Source organism: Bradyrhizobium sp. U531, assembly GCF_051710265.1.
In the GTDB taxonomy this organism is placed as follows: Bacteria; Pseudomonadota; Alphaproteobacteria; order Rhizobiales; family Xanthobacteraceae; genus Bradyrhizobium.
The window spans coordinates 1-17,521 of record NZ_JASVEN010000009.1 but is presented as its reverse complement, the minus strand read 5'-3'; the positions used below and the strand labels follow the sequence as shown (position 1 = coordinate 17,521).

Genomic DNA, 17,521 nt, shown 5'->3' with positions numbered 1-17,521 from the left:
TCCGAGCAGCAAACCGGCCATCCTGGGCGCGACGTCCAAAAATCATCATAACGAGATGATTTCCTGCGCGCGGATGACGATCTCTTCCTGAGCCAATTCACGTTCCAGCCGTTGGCGTAGAGACGCCCAGAATTCGGGTGCGAGCTTCGCAGCCATCACTTCGACGACGGCTACATCGTCTCGCTCGGTCGTATCGCCGCTGCGCCAAAGTCCTTGGCCGGGGGAACGGACGAAGCTGGTCGCCCCTCCGAACTTGTCGGTCAACTCTTGCAGGAATTCGTCGAACCAGTTTTTGGTGACCGGCCGGCCTCTGCCGGTCTCCTTCGGCACTAGTATCTGGACGAGATAGGAGCGATTCATAGCGTCGGACTCGCAAGGCGTAGCAATTTCAAGATCTCGCAGCCCCTATGGTGTCCGCCATCTTGGCGCCTCTGACGCCGAGCGGCTTGGGCCTGCCGGTCGTGGTGTCGCGGGCCGTCTGATGCTCCATCTCCGCATTGAGTTCGGCGCCCAACAGGATCACGATCGCAGAGATCCAGAGCCATGTCATGAAGCCGATGACGGCACCCAAGGATCCGTACGTCTGATTGAAAGTCCCGAAGTTCGCGGCGTAGTAGGAGAACAACCCGGAGGCCGCGAGCCACAGGAGGGTTGCTGCTGCGCCCCCCCAGGTGATCCAAGTCCATCGCGGCGCATCGCGACTGGGCCCGAAGCGATAGATGCAAGACAGGGCGAGAGCGAGCGCGACGAAGAGTGCGGGCCACCGTCCGATCCTAATCAGCAGATCAGCGGCGTCTGAAAGGCCGAGGTATTTCAGTACCACGGGAATGACGATAACCCCGCCCAGCGCAGCGATAACGAAGATGATTCCGCCGACAGTGAATCCGAGCGAGATCGCGTTCAGCTTGAAGAACCCTCGTTTTTCCTGCTCGCCGTAGACGATATTCAGGGTGTCGAAAAGCGATTTCATCGCGGCGTTCGCGCTCCATAGCGAGATCACCAGCCCCGTCGCGAATGCGAAGCCGAGGCTCCGGTTGCCCGTCGTGGCGACGCGCGTCAGTTGTTCGCGGGCGACGTCGACCGCTCCGCCAGGGATAAAGCCGGCGACATCGTCGAGGTGCTTTGAAATCGTGCTGGGATCCGAGAACAGGCCGTAGATGGCGATGAGCGCCGCAATCGCGGGAAAGATCGCGAGAAGGCTGTAGTAGGTCATGCCGGCGGCGAGGGCCAAGATGCGGTGATCGCCTATGTTGCCGTAGATGCGCCAAAGGATGTCCTTCCATCCTCTTGCAGGAATCTCGGCGGGCGAGTTTGCTTGCCGTCCGCGATCTCCGTCCTCGGTCGCCATCTTGGCGGGTGAAGCGTTCCGCTCCTCCTCCCGAGTCTCCGGGAACATGTCGTCCTTGCCAGACCGGGCGACATGATCGGGCGGAACGATGCGATCGAAAAAGAAGGCAACGGCCGCGAGACCGAGCGCTCCAGCCAGGCTCCATCCGATGCCATCGGACCGCGGAGCTGTCTTTTGGTTCAGGGCCATTGATCTCCTCCGCGAATTCAATCGCATCGTGGAGGATTGGTTTCTCCGCTCAGATGAGCAGCCATCTAATGGCGCCCGCCGGCCGTAAAAGCAGGAAATAGCCAGTCGACCATCCGGGTGCCCGAAGCCGCTGCGCCTCGCCGGTCGATGAGCCGAAGCGCAGAGAGGGAGCGAGGGTCGGCGATTGACGCACCAGCCGCCCCCGGCCCGGACCACGCCCACCACTCCGGATTTGAACGCCGGACCTGTTTCCGCCGACGAGAGCGCCTGTTGCTTAAGGCAGCGCTGGAAGCGGTCGATCAAAACGCAAGGCGTCCGGAGGCCCGTCAGCTCGACGATCGCGGGCGGCCCGAGTTCGATCAGCGTCCCGAGCGGCACCCGTTCGGGGCACAAGCCGGCCGTGGTGATGTTCTCGCCGAGGTCGCCGGCGCCGACCGCGAAGCCAGTTTTCAGAAGCGTAGGGAAGAGCTCGCACGTGTTCAGGTGGACCTGCCGGAGATTGGGCAGACGGGGACGGCGCGTGCCAAACAGCGGTGACAGACCAACAGGCCGGCGTTTTCGTCGCCTTCGACGCCGTGGCCCTCCATCAAGACTATGCGCGCCTGAGTTGCTTTGCTGAAGTGGTGCACGGATCGGTTCGACCTGCGGGCCGCCTCGCAAGCTCCTTGGTGATGTAGACCGTGGCTACACTGTCAGGGATTTGTCACTTGCGGACCTAATCAAGGGCATGAACAACGGCTGGTCGGCGCCCAACCATACTATTCCTAGCCTATCCGCTCCCCGGGGCCTTCCCCGCCCAAGTGCGGAAATCCTTGGCGCTGAAGTCCTCGCCCGTGATGCCCTTGATGTAGGCATTCACGTCGCCGGAATCGACGGTACGCGGCTGCCCGTCGTCGTCCAGGTACTTGAAGAGCTCATGTCCTGGGATCTCCGAGCGGCGCTTCACGATGGCGGCAATCCGCTTGTCCTCGACGCAAAGTTTCCACTGTTTGCCCGACTTGCCCGTGAAGTCGAACCGAAGGACACCGCGGCCCACCGCAACGTGCTTGCGGCGCATGGTAGTGAGCCCGTAGGATTTGTTCTTCTCGGCATACTCGGCGTTGCCGACCCGGATCAACGTCTTCTCCAAGAGACTGACGATCGTGGCCAGTACCTTCTCGCGAGGTAGTCCGTCCAGTTTCATGTCGGCCGCGACACGGTCGCGCAGCGCGTGCAGCGCGGCAGCGAACTGGATGATGTGTTCGTTCTTGTTCTGGTCGCGCAGCTCGCGCCATTTCGCGTGGTAGCGGTACTGCTTGCGGCCGCGCGCATCGAGAGGCTTCGGCGCGGAGGAGGGGAAGGCATGGCTCGAAAGTCGCACGTTACCCGCAGATGAACATGCGTGCCGCGTCGGCCCCCGTTTCCGCGACGTTGGCGAGCTTGCGCCGACGGCTGAGACTGGCTCGCGTAAGCTCGCATACGGGCGGAGATGCGGCAGAACCTCAGCTCCAAAGGGAGATTAGGAACCATCCATTAAAAGCGCCGTTCGGTCCTCGAAGCACAATCAAGAGAAGCAAATCAATAATAGACAAGAGGATGAGATGACGCGATCGGTGAAGGAGCTACGACGCGAGTCCGAGCGCAACCGGGCGGAATTGGCGGCCACAGTCGACCGTCTGAAGCAGGGCTTATCGGATACTACGCGGGATCTGCGTCACATAGTCTCGCCTCAGCATGTCAAATCGGAAGTGTCCGGTTACGTGAGCGACAAAGCTCAAGGCTGGGTCCAAGGACTCAAACAACAGGCGATGGAAAATCCGATGCGCGCGGTTGCTGCCGGCACCGCGGTAGCTGTACCGCTGCTGCGATTGACGCGCGGAGTGCCCCTGCCGCTTCTCATGATAGCTGCAGGCCTGGCGCTCACCTCGAAAAGTGTGCGCGACCGGGCCGCCGGTGCCATTTCGCCCATGATGGATGGTGCCAGACGGGTCATCGACCAGACTGCCGAGAGAGTTCAAGACGCGACGAGTGAGGCGCAGGCACAACTCTCCGCATCCCAAGGACGAGCCAGCGGTGCGGTCAACGATGCGATGGATGCCGCCAAGACGGCGGCCGACGACATCAAGGCGCGCGCAACGGCCGCGGCAGGAAAGATCGGCGACACCATCACCGGCGGAATGGACGCCATCAGGGAGTCGGCGAGCGCCGCCCCAGAACAGGCACGTCAGATCGTTGGTGACAACGCTGCGGTGATCGGAGGGCTCGGCCTCGCCATCGGCGCAATCATTGCAGCCGCACTTCCCGAAACGAAGCTCGAAGATCGGGCGGCAGGTCCGGCAAGCGACAGCGTGAAGCGCGCCGCAGCGGAAGCAGCCCAAACCGGTTTCGAGGCAGTCAAGGGTGCGACATCGTCTGCCGCCGATGCCGCGACCAGGACGTTCAATGAAGCCAATCTCGGGCAGCATGCGAGCCGTATGACCCGGAATCTTGCCGACAACCTCAAGGAAGCAGCCGCAGACGTTGCCGACGCGGCATTCAACCCCTCCCCCAATTCGAGCACCTGAGAGACACACCATGAGCGATTCAGATGTGATCAAGCCGGCCAACTTCTACAAAGGCAGGAGCAATTCCTCCACCGGTCTGAAGGATCAGATTGGGGATGCCGGGGCCGAGATGAAGCAGCGCGCCGGAGAGGCTCTCAAGGCATCGGCGGACATGGCACGGGACAAGTTCAGCGAAGCTACCGACGCAGCCAAGAATGTCGCCAGCGGCACCGTCGACCAGATCCAGGAGCGTGCGCGGCAACAGCAGCAGACCGGCGCCGATTTCATCGAGCGCCTGGCGGGCAACTTCCGCCAAGCCGCGGGCGCATTCGAAACTGACGTCCCGTTTGCCGCACGCGGTATCAATTCGGCCGCCGACTATGTGGAAGAGGCGGCCGCAAAGGTTCGCGAGGGGAGCTTCCGTGATCTCGTCGACGGCGCGACCGATTTTGCCAAGCGACAGCCGGCAGCATTTCTCGGCCTGTCCGTCTTGGCCGGGTTCGCCGCTGTGCGCTTCCTGAAGGCGTCAGGCGGGTCTTCAACCTCGCCGCAGCCGGGGTCGGGAAGCGAGTCGGCAACTGGCGGTTCCGGGGGACGCAGTGCGTATGCAAGCGAGGGCTTCGGTTCGCAGGCCTCTACGGGGTCGACCACGGGACAGAAACCAGCATCGGTTGACGGCAACGCATCATGAGCATCGAGCACGATATCGAAACCGGCAAGAACGATCTTCATAACGTCTCGGCCCTTGTCGGTGACGCAATGGCTCAGGTTGCGAAGCTCTTGCAGAATGAGGTCGACCTGGCGAAGGCCGAACTGGGAGAAAAGGCTCAAAAGCTCGGTGGAGCCTTGGGCCTGCTCGCCGGCGGCGCTGTCCTTGTCATTCCCGCCATCGTAATGGTGTTGTTCGCGCTGTCTTCAGCGTTGATCAGTGCCGGCTGGTCTCCAACACTGGCCTATCTGGCTTCCGCGATTGTGGCAGCTGCGATATCTGGCGCTCTCATTGCGGTGGGCATTAAGCGTCTGGACATGGGCGACCTGGCGCCGAAGGAGACTATGCGCCAGCTCGGGAAGGACAAAGACACTGTGAAAGGGATGGTGCGATGAGTGGCCCGCAAACCGGTTTTTTTGACAGTCTTCTTGCTGCGGCCCGAGACAATCCGTTGTCCGCTGCGCTCATCGGGGGCGGCGCACTCTGGTTGCTGGTTGGCGACCAGAAGTTGAAGGGTGCTGCACGATCCGTCGCCACGGTCGCATCAGACGTCGTCGACAGCGGTGCGAACAATCTTCGGGCTGCGGCGTCGGGCTTGCAACGGACCGCAGCGCCGCCGACGGCGCCGGAGTTTGATCACGAAGTGAGCGACGCGGCCGGGACGGTGCAGGCCGCGGCCGGAGCCGCGGCCGGCTCCGTCTCTGCTGCGGCGGACAGCGTCCGGGACCGCTTCGACGAAGGCGTAGCTTACGCCCGCGAACAGTTCGCCAAGATGGGCAATCCCTTGCCAACAGAAGACACCTTGGCGAAGGCTCAGTCGTCACTCGGCGATATAATGCAGAAACAGCCTCTGGTCATCGGCGCCGTCGGCTTGGCGATCGGTGCGGCCATTGCAGGCGCGTTTCGAACCTCCCAGATCGAGGACGACTACGTCGGCGACGTAAGCGACCAGGTCAAGGATGATCTGAGCAGGCGGGGATCCGCTGCGTCCAAGGCGCTGCGCGAAGCTGCCGATACGCTGATGGCCGAAGCGAGCGACGTCGGCGCCGAGGCAGTCGATCGCATGAAGCAGGCAGGGGCGGATGCCGCCCAGGCTGCGATGGAAAAGGCCAGGCAATTGTGAGGAGTGGCGGCCAGTCGCCGCTCCTCGCACGCTGCAATTCCCCTTCCAAATTCGGAGCCGAACATGAGTCGCGGAATGCCATCGATGACCGCCCTTCTGGGTATGCTCGCGATTGCGGGCTATCAAAATCGAGACAAGCTGTCGGAGATGTTTCGCAACGCGACCTCCGGTCAACAGGGGGCCGGCGGTAAGGATGCCCTCGGCGGTATGCTCGGCAATCTTGGGGGCTTGCTAGGTGGCGGCGGCGTGGGCTCGCTGCTCAATGGTGGGATCGGCGAGCTGCTGGAACACTTTAAACAGAACGGTCAGGGTGACGCGGCTCAATCGTGGATCAATCAAGGGCCGAACCGCGACGTTACTCCCCCCGAACTCGAGCAGGCTATCGGCCCTAACGTCCTGCAGCAGCTGGAGCAGCAGACCGGCCTGTCGCGACAGGAAATTCTGAGCCGATTATCTCGGGAGCTTCCGACGGCGGTGGACAAATATACCCCGGATGGCCGTCTCCCCGCTTCATCGGCAGGATAACAGCAGCAAAGAAAAACGGCATGGGCATCATTTGGACGACCATCATCGGTTTTGTCGCAGGCGTCATTGCGAAATTCATCATGCCTGGCGACAACGAGCCATCAGGTTTTATTCTCACGACGATCCTCGGAATTGTAGGAGCTTTCGTAGCGACGTATCTCGGCCAGGCGCTGGGTTGGTATCGTCCCGGCGAAGGGGCGGGGCTAGTGGGCGCCGTGATCGGCGCCATCATAGTATTGTTCGTCTACGGTCTTGAGGCCGGCAGAAGCCGCCGCGCTATCTGACCCCGTCCGTCAGCATGCCGCGCAGCATTCCTCGCGTTCTCTGGGGCATAGGCCTCGTAATCATTGTTGAAATAGATCCAGGCTCGTTTGGCGCGGCTTGCCCTAATCCGCTCCGCCCACTTTCCGAGCTCCTCAACAGAATAATTGTGACCGTACCAACGCAACGGGCCATGGAGACGCACGTATAACTCGTCGGTTGTTTTGATGAGTTCGTCGGGCAAGCGAGGGCCGCTGCAAGAGCAGAAGATGATCCCGGCGCTGCGAAAGGCGCTATAGACATCCTCGTTCCACCAGCTCTTGTGCCGGATTTCCACCGCGTTCCGCCGGGTCAGATCGAGTTGGTCAACGATCGAGGCAAGCCGGGCCTTGGTATAGCGGTAGCTCGGCGGAAGCTAAAAGAGAAAGCACCCCATCCGCTCACCGAGGATGTCGGCAATGATTCCGAAGTCGCGTATCAGTGTTTTAGTGCCCTTGAACTTTTTGATATGCGTTACGATCTCGCAAACCTTCACCGTGTAGATGAAATTCCTCTCGCCAGCCTGGCGGCGCCAGGCCTGAACGCTCGCGACGGTCGGCCAAGAGTAAAATGAGGCGTTGATCTCAACAGTACGAAACACGCCGGCGTAGTGATTGAACCATTCGGGTTGCGGCACGCCCTGATAAAGAATCCCGCCACTTCCAGTAGCGCCAGCCGGAGCAACCTACATAAAGAACGTCGTTCAGGCTCCCGGACGACGCCTTGCAACCTTCGGCCTCCAATTTTAGCCTGGCCTTGTGCATCTTCGCGGCGCGGAGGATGTTGTTCTCACGCTGCTTCTGGCGTCGGAGCTCACGGCGTTCCTTAGGCGTGAGTTCCTTCAATGCAGATGATCGACTTTTCCGACCATCTTTCTATCGGACGAAATCACGTCCATGTGTTCCTTGATTTTCAAAATGTCTGTCATGGCTATCTTCCATTCAGCGATCGCATGTTCGGTCGGTTAGTGAAACTTTCGTTGCTCACGACGCTGGGCACCTGACCGATCATGCCGCCCGGGCGAGCGAGCGCCGCTTCTGACGAAGGTTGCGCGTGATCTCCGGAAGCGACATCGCGTTCAGGACCCGCTCGGCGGGGACACCGCCCTTGCGGGCCATCAGGACGCCCCAGTGCATGTGGTCGAGTTCGGGAATCGAGTGTGCGTCCGGATTGATGCTCATCATGCAGCCGAACTCCAGGGCCGCCTTGTGCCAGCGCCAGTCGAGGTCAAGCCGCCACGGATGGGCGTTGATCTCGACGGCGACATCGTGCTTGGCGCACGCCCGCAGCACCTTCTCGACGTCGATTTCGTAGCCCGGCCGCCGCTGTAGCTGTCGCCCCGTCATGTGGCCGATAATGGTGGTGTGAGGATCAGAAATCGCCCGAAGCAGGCGCTGCGTCTGCGCCTTGCGGTCGAGTTTGAAGCGGCCGTGGATGCTGCCGACCACAAAATCGAAGCGTTCCAGAACGTCGTCTTCATAGTCGAGCGACCCGTCCGCCAGGATGTCGGACTCGATACCCCTAAGGATCCGGAAGTCCTTGCCGAAGCGCTTGTTCAGTCGGTCGCCGTAGACGAGCGCCGTACGGTCGGGAAACACGTGCTCGGCGCGGTCGAGGAAACTGATGGGCGAGAGCGGCGCGAAGTTTGCCGGCCGCCGGCGGAGCCCGGCCTCATCCCAGGTCGTCATGACTTCCTCCTGTCGAGCGATCCCTGTTTGCCAGGGAGCGTGGAACGTACTTGTTTGTTCGTGTAGAGCCGCTCAGGTCTTCTTCAGCGCGATCGGTTCGGCCGCGCCGACCGCCTGTCGCTGCTCGATCGGCAGACGGTCCGGCTTCGCCACGGCCGCGAGGCAGAGCTCGGCGATGGAATCCGCAAACTTCTTCGGCCGCGCGGGAACGCCCCCTGCGCCGGGGGCGAGCACGCTGATGAGGCCTTCCATGAAGGCACCCACCAGGCAGGTGGCAGCGACCTCGACGCCGAGTTCGCGAAATTCGTCGGCGGCGACGCCTTCTCGGATGATGGTCTCGAACACCCGCGCGATGGCGCGGCGGTACTTCAGACGCGTGCTTTCCACCTCGGGATCGATCGGCTCGACGATCAGTCCGTAGGCGAGCCGCTTGCCGCGCATGGCCCGCAGCACGAAGGCACGGACCGCATCCCTGACCTTCTGCGCAGGCTCGCCGTCGGCAACGGCGATCCCGGACAGAACATCGACCTCCCGCTGCGATACGGTGCAATTTCTCTGGAGATCGCTCGTTGGACCAGAACCGGATCGCGGGTGGCCCCCACATCGCAGCGTATGGTAGGCCTCCGGTGCACTGCGATAGCCTCGCTTGACGCCTTAACTGCCCTTCGGCGATCCCACCACTTTTGACTGGTTTGGCACATCATGAGTTGATGGCCCCGGTTGGCCGCCCCGGTGGGTCGTTCAGCCGGTTACCAGAGATGGGATGTATTACACGCAAGCGCACTAGGTAGCCTGCAGAGCCGTATCCGAAGCCTATCGGATTGCCAGGCTCGAAGTCCGTTCGGCCAGCCGTTAACAGCCGGCATGCCTCGGATCAGATTTTCGCCCCAGGGGGCTGGCACGAGAGTACTTCATCGTTCAGAGCCGGGCTCGATTCTTCTCCAGGCTGCTGCGATAGATGGTCGCGAGTCGGCGATATGCCCGGCGAAAATGGCTCGCCGACGTTCAACGTACGTCCGGCGTAAATTATCAACTTCTCGATCGGAGTCGACACCCACGCGTCATCCGACCAAAGCAGTTCGATCGCCCGATCGAGCATTGCTTCGCCTCTCGCCAGCTTTTTTAGCCTTTCAGCGATTCGTTTCGCGGCCTCTGCCGAGCCGACCTTCACGCCGGCCGGCAAGTAAGTGAGCTTGAGGGTTTTAGTCCTGATACGCTTTAACAAGACCTCGAGATCGTCGGTCTTCTCCTGCCGCAGCTTTTCGATGTTGGACGTCGGAGTAGCCTCCGGAACGTCATCGGCATCGATCGTCTTGCCGAACAGTTCAGAAAACCTCGCGCTCGCCTGTTGATACACCAGTGAACGCGGCTGTTGCAGGATACGGTGCAACACCCCGATGAGGCGATCGCGGCGATAGAGTGCGACGGAATCCTCCGAACGATCACCCCTCCGGATCATAACGCCAGCGTTGGAAAAAAACCTTTCGAATGTCTGCTTCGAAGCGTCGCTATTCCAGAGGCGCTGCAGTCTTGCACAGAACGAGGCCAAGTCTAAGCCCTCTGCGGCAGCGGATCTCCGCATGGTATCCGTCATACGAGATTGCTGCGAGGGCCTTACTTTCTTCAGGTCTGTGAGCCAACGAGCTACATCTGGTCGACCCTCCTTGATCAAATGAGTGACAATCGAGTCATGGTAGGGCGATATTGAGGTCTGCCCTTCTAGCTCAAAGGCTGCAATGGCCGCGACCTTTTGAAGTCTTTGAGAATAATTTCGCATATTCAGCGCCCTGCCTGTGGTGGGCGAGACATGGCCTAGAATGCAGTGAAAATGGGTCGGCCCGCCCCCACGGCGCGCACGAAGCTTTTCATTGTGTGACCAAACGATCAGCGGATGGTCTGTCGCCCTCAGTTCCGTGATGATTAAATTTAAGAGGCGGTTGAGATGCTTCTTTTCCAACTTCGTCGTCGGCGAAATGATTATGTGCCAAAAAGCGATCTGCGCTTTCGACGCCCGTTGCAAGCAATGCATGACGCGCATCCCGTCCGCGGTGTTTGCCACATAGAGATTTCTCGTCTCGCAGTGCTCTGCCCTCTGGTGCGTATCTCGCGAGAGATACTCACTGAGGCGCCGCGCGCCCGCGCTCCCCTTGTATTTATAGGCCTTTTTTATCATTTGCGCCGCACAGAATTGTCCAACTCTAGTGCAGCCTTCGTCAATCTGACGAGCCCATCGATGATCGCATCATACTGGGGGTGATCGCTGAACACGCTTCGCGTTTCGTTCCCGAAGGCGATGATTTCCTTGTGGAAGTTAGCCAACTTCGTGGACCGCGCGAAATTCTGCTTACCCGGGCGGCGCGTCCGCTTGCCTACGTGAATGTCGAGCAGCCCCTGCAAGAACGCCGCTTGGCTGATCCCGCCATTGTTAGCCTCTTTTTTGACTTGGGTTATGAACTCGCGGGTGACGCGTATTGAAAACGGTATCTTGTTCTGGCGAACCTTCCCGCTCATGTGCGCCTCGCAGGAAGCGCAGCTAAGACTCCACTTGGCCCGAAAGGCGCGCAATCACATGGCTGCGACTGAGGCGATCTGACTGAAATGAGCGCTTGGAGGTCGATGGCTCCGGCCGAATTGCCATCATTGAAAGGTTCGAGAGGGGGCGGGTGTTTCGTTGGCTGGTTTTTTCCCAGCCGTGCTCTCATCTGAGCTGCGGCCTTGCAGGCATCCTAGCACCCGAAAAAACAGGTTCTCTCACCAGCCATGAAATTAGAGCCGCGAACGCCCGAATGCAACTCCCGCCCTTGGCCGTGACGGATGCCCGTAAACAGATTTCTTGAACCAGGAAGAGTAAGAGGCCGGTGCAATGATCAACTTCGCTATCGCAGCGCATGTTACACCTTAGGCAGCGTGCGATAGCCCCCATTGGCGCCTTAGCTTCCCAACCGATTAGGCCCTCCGCTCTGTGCGAACCTCCCTCAATTGGAAGTTCCAGCCCGATCGACTGCCTGACCGTGCTTTCGTGCAGGCTCCAGCAGCATACTGCGCGCCCAGACAATCGCCGCTATCTAGGCGATGGTGGGTTCGGCGTGGAAAAGGTAGTCCCCGACGTAGTCCGCTAAGTATCCCGTAACCCGCCGAAATCGCGACTTTTCTCGGAATTGTAGAGGGATCGGAAAAATTGTCTCGAGAGTCCCTCCCTCTCCGCCAGTTTTGAAATCCTATCCGCCACTTTCTTCTCGCAGAAACCTTGAAAAACCGCGTCTCCGGCCTGCGTGAGTGTGCAAGTGCCGAAGCGTGTATCCCCCGAGGTAGTCTACGGCCATGCGGCGCCGAAAACAGACCGCGTCAGCCGCCGGCGAGGCGCGCCGACCTACGTTGTTCGCCGGCTTTCCACGTATTTCTTCCAGATCCGACCGCCCCGCGATCTTGTGGGTGACGGCATCCCATGCGCTCCTATCCGGGTCAGGCTCGGCGTGCTGCCCAAGAGGGAGGCGCACCGCCGCGCTGCTTGGCGGGGGACCTTGGCCCAAGCCGGGTTTGGGGAGTGGAGGCGGCACTTGGAAGGTCACGCGTACAGCGAGTTTCCGCCGAGCGAGGTCGGCTTCCCGAAGGGCGACAGCCCCGAGGATTTCTTTGCGAACATGATGGCCTCCCTCAACGAGGCCGCCGCGAAGCTGGAGAGGCCGGCGCCGCCGCCGGTGTTTTCGCCGGCCGCCATGCGCGACCTCTCCGCCATCCAAGAGGCGATGGCCATCGAGCAGGAGGTCAAGAAGGGGGCCGCAGGCCACCCGACGGTGACCGCACGCGCTGATCTGCTCCGGAAGGACGTTTGGGATCGCTGGCGCGCCGGCGAAGGGCTGCCGCGGGTCCGCGAACCCCTTGCGGAGGCCATCAGCATGGGCTCGCATGCGCGCTGGCAGTCTCCCTCGTGGCCTGGTCGCGAGGGCCTAGTTGTTGCTCATACCACGAAACAACTTAGCCTGATGCGGTAGACGGCTAGTGGCGGCCAGCGATGTAGTAACCCGGCTCATCCCTTCCATGCTCCCTTGGTAGTTTCGTGACGTGCCGCGATCCCGGCTCGTCTGCCCATCGGACTCGAGCCGATGATGCATTCGCAGATGGTCAGGACCGCGCGCCCGGTCGCGACCTTGTCCATGTCGCGGACGGTCTTGCAGATCACCGCAAAAGCGTCGTGGCCAACCTTGCCGTCCGGCCGGGGGTAGTAGGAGCGAATCAGGTAGCGCGGGTCGATATCAGTGCTGTCGACGAGCTGTCGATCTCGATGGTGTGCGTGATTCAGGGGCGATCTCCTCGCGATTTTCGGGAGCGCATTTTTTCAGTCTTTCGTCATCAATGCGCAGGAAATGGAGGCCACGCTCTCCGCCACCTGTGAAGATTACTCTGAGGCTACCGCTACAGCGTTGCTTTAAAGATGCGCCGCAGTCGGGTGAACTCAGTAAGTCTTAAGCATGCTGAGTTCGCCTGCATCCGCGCGGCCCTTTGCGAGAAGCAGGATTTCCCGCATCTGCTTGATCACCGGCGGCTCGAGAGCTTCGATTTTTGCAGCGATCTGCGGGTCGAGAACTCCCTTACGGCCGTATCGCCCACGGACATCGCTGGCATGCCCGAGGATGCGGTCGCGCGTCCGTTGTGCGATCGCGTCGTTGTCCAGCCAGTCCGCCATAAGGTGGCGCGTTGAGTAGAGCGTGAGGTCCGCACGATCAAGTTTCAGTATTGCCTTAACGTATTGCCACGCTTTGCTGAGCGGTTGCGACCAGCGGATGGTGCCGTCCTTACGGGAATAGGCTCCCCATTCGGGGAAGAGTGTCTCCGCCTGCAGGTCCAGCAAGTCCTGCATCCGATCCAGCATTCCTAATTCGATGAGAAGTGGGTGGATTGGAATGACACGGCCGGCGGCATTCGTCTTCAGATTGCGCAAATCCTTGATGGCGACGCGGCCATTGCGAGCATCGAACGGGCGCAGGTCAAAATAATAAAATTCGCCGTCGGTGCGGATGTCTGCGCATTTGATCTGGCCAACCTCGCCGGGCCGCATGCCGGTGAGGATACAGATCAGGAAACCCCAATAGATGTGCGACTGCACGAAGTATTCGCCGGGCTGCCAGACATGCACGCGATTCTTGCAGCCGGTGAAGAGCGGCAAGCTCAACAGCCTCAGCAGCTCATCGTCGTCAAAGGCATCGCGCGGCAACGGCGCCAGGTTCTCGGGGTCGATGCACACGAACTTCGGCTTCGGTCCGTGATAGAACTTTTCCGCGATCGCAAAGTCGACGAACTTGTAGAGGCCGGCCCAATACCGGCTCTTGATGGTCGTGGTGGTCACGCGCTCAAGCTTCGCCCACTCGGTCTCTTCCGCATATTTGTAGCGCTGGAAGAGCGTCTCGGAAGATTTTCGCGGAATGTTGTCGCGATTGGGAATGTCCGGCAGGGCCTCGTCGAGCAACTTCCATTTGGCTTCTGTCAGTTCGTCCATCCTGGGATCGCCCAGAAGATCGACCGCGAACTGGACCACCGACGCTGCTTCTCCGCGGCCTTTTGCCGTGTGCTTGCGCTTGCGGTCCAGCGGCTTGAGGAATTCTACCAACACCTCCGACATGCGGCTGGCCGTAGTTTTGGCGGCCTCCACTGGGGGGGACAACCCCGCGGGCTCTGGCGCAGGCGAGATCGAACCGACCTTTGGCGCCGGCAGCAGTCGAAGCCTCTGGGCGACGGCATCCTGCACCAGGCGTTCGATCATCGCGATGGGATCAAACGGCTGCGCGGTCGTCGAGGGAGCCGGGACGCTCCAGCCTTCCCTGGCCGCTTCGGTCGCCTCGTGCCGGCCGGTCTCATGGGCGCGTCGGACGTTCAGGCGGGCGGTCGCGCCTTCGGCGGCCTTGTTCTGGTCGACGAAGTCGACCCAGGTGCTAGGCATCTGGGGGAAGCGCTGGGGGTAAGCGTAGCCGCGCTCCTGCGCCCTTGTGAGAAAGCGACGGACTTCGTGCTCGAAGGCGCACCGCTCGGCCAGGAGCCGCTCGTTTTCCGGGGGGCCGCGGTCGACATAGACGCGCAGCCGGGCGTCCACGATGGTTCCCAACGTCTCCAGGTCCGGAGCCCCGATCAGCTCCCGTACCCACTCCAGATTATCCACCAGCCGGCGCCTCGCCTCGTTGAAATTCCCCGTCCTGAGGCTGACACGGAGGAGGGAGAGCCCAAAGACCTTTGCTGCCTGTTTCCCCAACCGAATCTGAAGGAAATAACGGCCGTCGCCGCGCCGGCCGAGGTAGGAAGGACGAGCCACGAAGGCCTTTCCGTGGGCGGTCGGTGTGAGACATCCGGGTGGGATGTCACACCGTCAAATCCGCTACCACACTCTGGCCAACGTACTGAGAATCCACAGGATTTCGCTTCTGCTTTGGACGTGGCACCGAATCCCTCTCCCGCTACCAATTCCCGGCCTTCTTATGTCCATTCTCCATGAGGCTTTGCGCTCCTATGGGCTGATGACGGCTGGCGTCGCTCGCCCCACTGACATGCAATTGGGCACAGAGTGATGGGAACGTCCGACCAGCTTAAACTTGTGGTGCTTCGTCGGATCGGCTGCGGAAACCCTGCGAAGAAGGAACGGTACACGTTCGATTTCGTCGTCAACGGGCAATCGCTCTTTGCTGTCACCGGTGCGTCCAACTTCGATTTGTCCGGTTGTCTTTCGGTCCCACAACGAGAGCCTGAGCTTGCCCTTCGCCTCAACGGCGAACTCGCGCAACGTCTGACGTCGGCCGTTCCGTGCGGCGGCAGTCACCGCGTGGCTCTGTATATTTGCCCGGAGTGTGGAGACCTTGCGTGCGGAGCTATCACCGCGCTGGTGTCGCGGAGCGAAGGCGTCGTGCATTGGTCCGACTTTGCGTATGAGAATGGAGCTGACAGGGAAACCAAACTGTCGAAGGTCGGCCCCTTCGCATTCGACTGGACATCCTACATGACTGAAATCGACCAGGCTTGCGTTGGCTGATGAGGCGGTCGGATGGGTAGGGTTCTTGCGAAGCCCATCACGGTTCACGTCGCGGGGTATCGATGGGTTTCGCTTCGCTCTACCCATCCTACGAGCCAGGTGGTCGTTGATCGTTCGATCAGTTGGCGATGGACTTTAGCGGCGGCATCGAGTCGCTTGCGTCGTGAACGAATGCGACAACAATGACTGTGGCGCCAAGACTGCGACGCCATGACTGATCAGTCAGGTTGGGTGTCTGGGTTTTCATCTTGAACGTGGCGGTGCAAGTGCACGCGTGCGAAGCGCCGTCGGCCTTTCCTTGACCATGTAAGATGTTAATCAGTCCACCGTGCATACGGAAGCGAGGGCAGGTGTGGCGAGAAAGTTGCGCCCGTGAACAACTCGCGTAACCTTCGCGGCGACGGCGCACTTGCACGGCATTCGCCGTGTCACCTCGTGCGACGTTTCGCGCGGAGTTCGGTATTCCTCGTCAACGATGCATCAAATGCGAGCAATTGCGGCGCCTGCAATTCGCATTCTGCCTATGGGCTATCTCACACATCCGAACTTTGCGGTCTCACAAATTGCTGACGCGGCGCGAAAGCGAGTTCCATTGCTTTGTCTAACTTAGATTGTATGGTGCCCATAAGAGCATCCGGCCTGATCGACGATGTGCGGCTAATCGGCGCTGCCCGTATCTTTAGTGATCATGATCATAAGAAGAGTGTTCGCGCCTAAATAGAATGAGGGACAGAAGACAATGACCGAAGGAAAAGGACAATGTCGCTGCTCCAGATCAATCTCTTCGGCGGTGTCGAGGTCGTGTGTGCGTCCGGCGAGTCGGTGTTGATCCCCAGTCGCAAGGCTGCAACTCTCCTGGGCTATGTGGCGCTCAGTTCCCCTCGAGCCATTTCACGCGGCAAGCTCGCGACCCTGTTGTGGGACGGCCATTTCGGCGATCGCGCGCGCGCCAGTCTTCGACAGGCTCTGCTCACCTTGCGGCGCGAGTTGCCGCGATATTCGGATGTGATCGTGGCCGATCGCGACGACATCCGCATCTGCCCGAACGCCATCAGCACCGACGTCGGCGAGTTCGAGCGGCTGCTGACGGGGGGCGATCCTGAAAGGTTGGCCCGCGCGGCGGTGCTTTATCGCGGCGACCTTCTCGAGGGCATCAGCTCGACTTCATGCCAATTCGAAGCCTGGCTGTCGGCCGAGCGCCAGCGACTGAGGACGCAGGCGATGCAGGCGCTTGCGGGCCTGCTGGACGCCGGCGGGCGCGAACACATGGATATCGCGATCGCACTCGCGCTGCGTATCCTTGCAGTCGATCCGCTGCAGGAGGAGGTCCATCGCACATTGATGCGCTGCTACACGCAGCAAGGTCGCCGTACCGACGCGTTGCGTCAGTACGATCTTTGCCGTTCCGTGCTGTGGCGCGAAGTTCGCGCAGCGCCGGAGCAGGAGACCGAACGGCTGCAGCGCGAAATCCGCCACGCGTTTCGCGCCGCTCCTGTGAGATCTGCTTCACTCAAATTGCGCCCCGCTAAGAACTTTGACGCAACTTTCACGCTCGACGTGACGCCTGCATCACGATCCCTGTCGTAGCCTCAACCCGCTCGCACAATCGTGCGTAGTGATCCCGCCTCCCTTTGGGGAGCGCGCGTCGCCCGCGGGTCAGGCACTTCATCAGGAGATTTTGATCATGACTGGAATTCAGCAACAGACTGAGGACTACGGCCAATTGGACCCGCAGGGGATCTTCGGCTCGATCCTCGGCGGTGCGGCCGGACGCGTTATCGGCAATTTGCTCGGCGGCAAGAAGGGAAAGACGATCGGCGGCATCGTCGGCAATATCGGCGGAGGTTTCCTGCCGTTTTCAGCCGGCCCGGACATGCCGCAAGGTTCCGTGCAGGTCTCCGACATGGAGCTGCAGAGCTTCTGGAGCGTGCTGAAGAAGATCGGTCAGGGCGTGCAGACCGGTGTGAACATCGGTCATCAGCTCGGCGTGTTCAGCGCCGGCCCCGGCGGTCAGCCTGCCGCGGCTGAAGTCTCCGAGATGGAGCTGCAGAGCTTCTGGAGCGTGCTGAAGAAGATCGGCCAGGGCGTGCAGACCGGTGTGAACA

General features: G+C 60.8%; 17 protein-coding genes and 5 pseudogenes. 11 read left to right on the top strand and 11 right to left on the bottom strand.

What is annotated here, in order from left to right; translation table 11 throughout:
* Window positions 1-45: 45 nt before the first annotated feature.
* Window positions 46-360, bottom strand: coding sequence for a hypothetical protein (locus tag QRQ56_RS30605; RefSeq protein WP_438745013.1), 315 nt, complete (start codon window positions 358-360; stop codon window positions 46-48).
* Between the two features lie 28 nt (window positions 361-388).
* Window positions 389-1,537, bottom strand: a complete 1,149-nt coding sequence (locus QRQ56_RS30600; RefSeq protein WP_438745012.1) for a YihY/virulence factor BrkB family protein — start codon at window positions 1,535-1,537, stop codon at window positions 389-391.
* Between the two features lie 270 nt (window positions 1,538-1,807).
* Between QRQ56_RS30600 and QRQ56_RS30595 the strand changes: the two genes are divergently transcribed.
* Window positions 1,808-2,074: a hypothetical protein gene (locus QRQ56_RS30595; RefSeq protein ID WP_438745011.1), complete on the top strand. Its 267-nt coding sequence runs from the start codon at window positions 1,808-1,810 to the stop codon at window positions 2,072-2,074.
* Between the two features lie 253 nt (window positions 2,075-2,327).
* Here the strand turns inward: QRQ56_RS30595 and QRQ56_RS30590 are convergent.
* A pseudogene (locus QRQ56_RS30590) lies at window positions 2,328-2,849 on the bottom strand (DNA topoisomerase IB); the annotation flags it as partial.
* Between the two features lie 268 nt (window positions 2,850-3,117).
* Here QRQ56_RS30590 and QRQ56_RS30585 point away from each other — a divergent pair.
* The 6 genes from QRQ56_RS30585 to QRQ56_RS30560 all read left to right on the top strand — a co-directional run bounded on the left by QRQ56_RS30585 (window position 3,118) and on the right by QRQ56_RS30560 (window position 6,700).
* A complete protein-coding gene (locus tag QRQ56_RS30585; RefSeq protein WP_438745010.1) occupies window positions 3,118-4,080 on the top strand; it encodes a DUF3618 domain-containing protein in 963 nt (320 codons plus the stop codon).
* A gap of 10 nt (window positions 4,081-4,090) precedes the next feature.
* Window positions 4,091-4,750, top strand: coding sequence for a hypothetical protein (locus QRQ56_RS30580; protein ID WP_438745009.1), 660 nt, complete (start codon window positions 4,091-4,093; stop codon window positions 4,748-4,750).
* Window positions 4,747-5,163 (top strand): phage holin family protein, encoded by a 417-nt coding sequence (locus QRQ56_RS30575; RefSeq protein WP_438745008.1) that lies wholly within the window; start codon window positions 4,747-4,749, stop codon window positions 5,161-5,163. The genes QRQ56_RS30580 and QRQ56_RS30575 overlap by 4 nt, the downstream gene beginning before the upstream one ends.
* Window positions 5,160-5,891, top strand: a complete 732-nt coding sequence (locus tag QRQ56_RS30570; protein ID WP_438745006.1) for a hypothetical protein — start codon at window positions 5,160-5,162, stop codon at window positions 5,889-5,891. The genes QRQ56_RS30575 and QRQ56_RS30570 overlap by 4 nt, the downstream gene beginning before the upstream one ends.
* Before the next feature lie 63 nt (window positions 5,892-5,954).
* Window positions 5,955-6,416 carry a YidB family protein gene (locus QRQ56_RS30565; RefSeq protein ID WP_438745005.1) on the top strand — a complete coding sequence of 154 codons (462 nt, stop codon included), beginning with the start codon at window positions 5,955-5,957 and terminating at the stop codon, window positions 6,414-6,416.
* Between the two features lie 20 nt (window positions 6,417-6,436).
* Window positions 6,437-6,700, top strand: coding sequence for a GlsB/YeaQ/YmgE family stress response membrane protein (locus QRQ56_RS30560; protein ID WP_438745004.1), 264 nt, complete (start codon window positions 6,437-6,439; stop codon window positions 6,698-6,700).
* Here the strand turns inward: QRQ56_RS30560 and QRQ56_RS30555 are convergent.
* The 6 genes and pseudogenes from QRQ56_RS30555 to QRQ56_RS30530 all read right to left on the bottom strand — a co-directional run bounded on the left by QRQ56_RS30555 (window position 6,661) and on the right by QRQ56_RS30530 (window position 10,915).
* Window positions 6,661-7,317 (bottom strand): annotated as a pseudogene (locus QRQ56_RS30555) (DUF72 domain-containing protein). The gene QRQ56_RS30560 and the pseudogene QRQ56_RS30555 sit on opposite strands and share 40 nt — an antisense overlap.
* Window positions 7,318-7,557: 240 nt before the next feature.
* Window positions 7,558-7,614: a hypothetical protein gene (locus tag QRQ56_RS30550; protein ID WP_438745396.1), complete on the bottom strand. Its 57-nt coding sequence runs from the start codon at window positions 7,612-7,614 to the stop codon at window positions 7,558-7,560.
* 109 nt (window positions 7,615-7,723) lie between these two features.
* A pseudogene (locus QRQ56_RS30545) lies at window positions 7,724-8,281 on the bottom strand (PHP domain-containing protein); the annotation flags it as partial.
* A gap of 195 nt (window positions 8,282-8,476) precedes the next feature.
* The gene (locus QRQ56_RS30540) at window positions 8,477-8,914 is read right to left on the bottom strand and encodes a hypothetical protein (protein ID WP_438745395.1); all 438 of its coding nucleotides are present in this window, start codon (window positions 8,912-8,914) and stop codon (window positions 8,477-8,479) included.
* A gap of 364 nt (window positions 8,915-9,278) precedes the next feature.
* Window positions 9,279-10,577: a relaxase/mobilization nuclease domain-containing protein gene (locus QRQ56_RS30535; RefSeq protein WP_438745003.1), complete on the bottom strand. Its 1,299-nt coding sequence runs from the start codon at window positions 10,575-10,577 to the stop codon at window positions 9,279-9,281.
* Complete coding sequence (locus tag QRQ56_RS30530; protein WP_438745001.1) at window positions 10,574-10,915, bottom strand: hypothetical protein; 342 nt, start codon at window positions 10,913-10,915, stop codon at window positions 10,574-10,576. The genes QRQ56_RS30535 and QRQ56_RS30530 overlap by 4 nt, the downstream gene beginning before the upstream one ends.
* A gap of 1,046 nt (window positions 10,916-11,961) precedes the next feature.
* Here QRQ56_RS30530 and QRQ56_RS30525 point away from each other — a divergent pair.
* A complete protein-coding gene (locus tag QRQ56_RS30525; protein ID WP_438744999.1) occupies window positions 11,962-12,396 on the top strand; it encodes a hypothetical protein in 435 nt (144 codons plus the stop codon).
* Between the two features lie 89 nt (window positions 12,397-12,485).
* Here the strand turns inward: QRQ56_RS30525 and QRQ56_RS30520 are convergent.
* Window positions 12,486-12,711 (bottom strand): annotated as a pseudogene (locus QRQ56_RS30520) (Ku protein); the annotation flags it as partial.
* Window positions 12,712-12,857: 146 nt separating this feature from the next.
* Entirely contained in the window at window positions 12,858-14,705 is a 1,848-nt protein-coding gene (locus tag QRQ56_RS30515) for a site-specific integrase (RefSeq protein ID WP_438744998.1), read from the bottom strand.
* Window positions 14,706-14,957: 252 nt separating this feature from the next.
* Between QRQ56_RS30515 and QRQ56_RS30510 the strand changes: the two genes are divergently transcribed.
* The 3 genes and pseudogenes from QRQ56_RS30510 to QRQ56_RS30500 all read left to right on the top strand — a co-directional run.
* Window positions 14,958-15,416 carry a hypothetical protein gene (locus QRQ56_RS30510; RefSeq protein WP_438744996.1) on the top strand — a complete coding sequence of 153 codons (459 nt, stop codon included), beginning with the start codon at window positions 14,958-14,960 and terminating at the stop codon, window positions 15,414-15,416.
* A 759-nt stretch (window positions 15,417-16,175) separates the two neighbouring features.
* Window positions 16,176-17,003 (top strand): AfsR/SARP family transcriptional regulator, encoded by an 828-nt coding sequence (locus tag QRQ56_RS30505; protein ID WP_438744995.1) that lies wholly within the window; start codon window positions 16,176-16,178, stop codon window positions 17,001-17,003.
* A gap of 97 nt (window positions 17,004-17,100) precedes the next feature.
* Window positions 17,101-17,521 (top strand): annotated as a pseudogene (locus QRQ56_RS30500) (hypothetical protein); the annotation flags it as partial.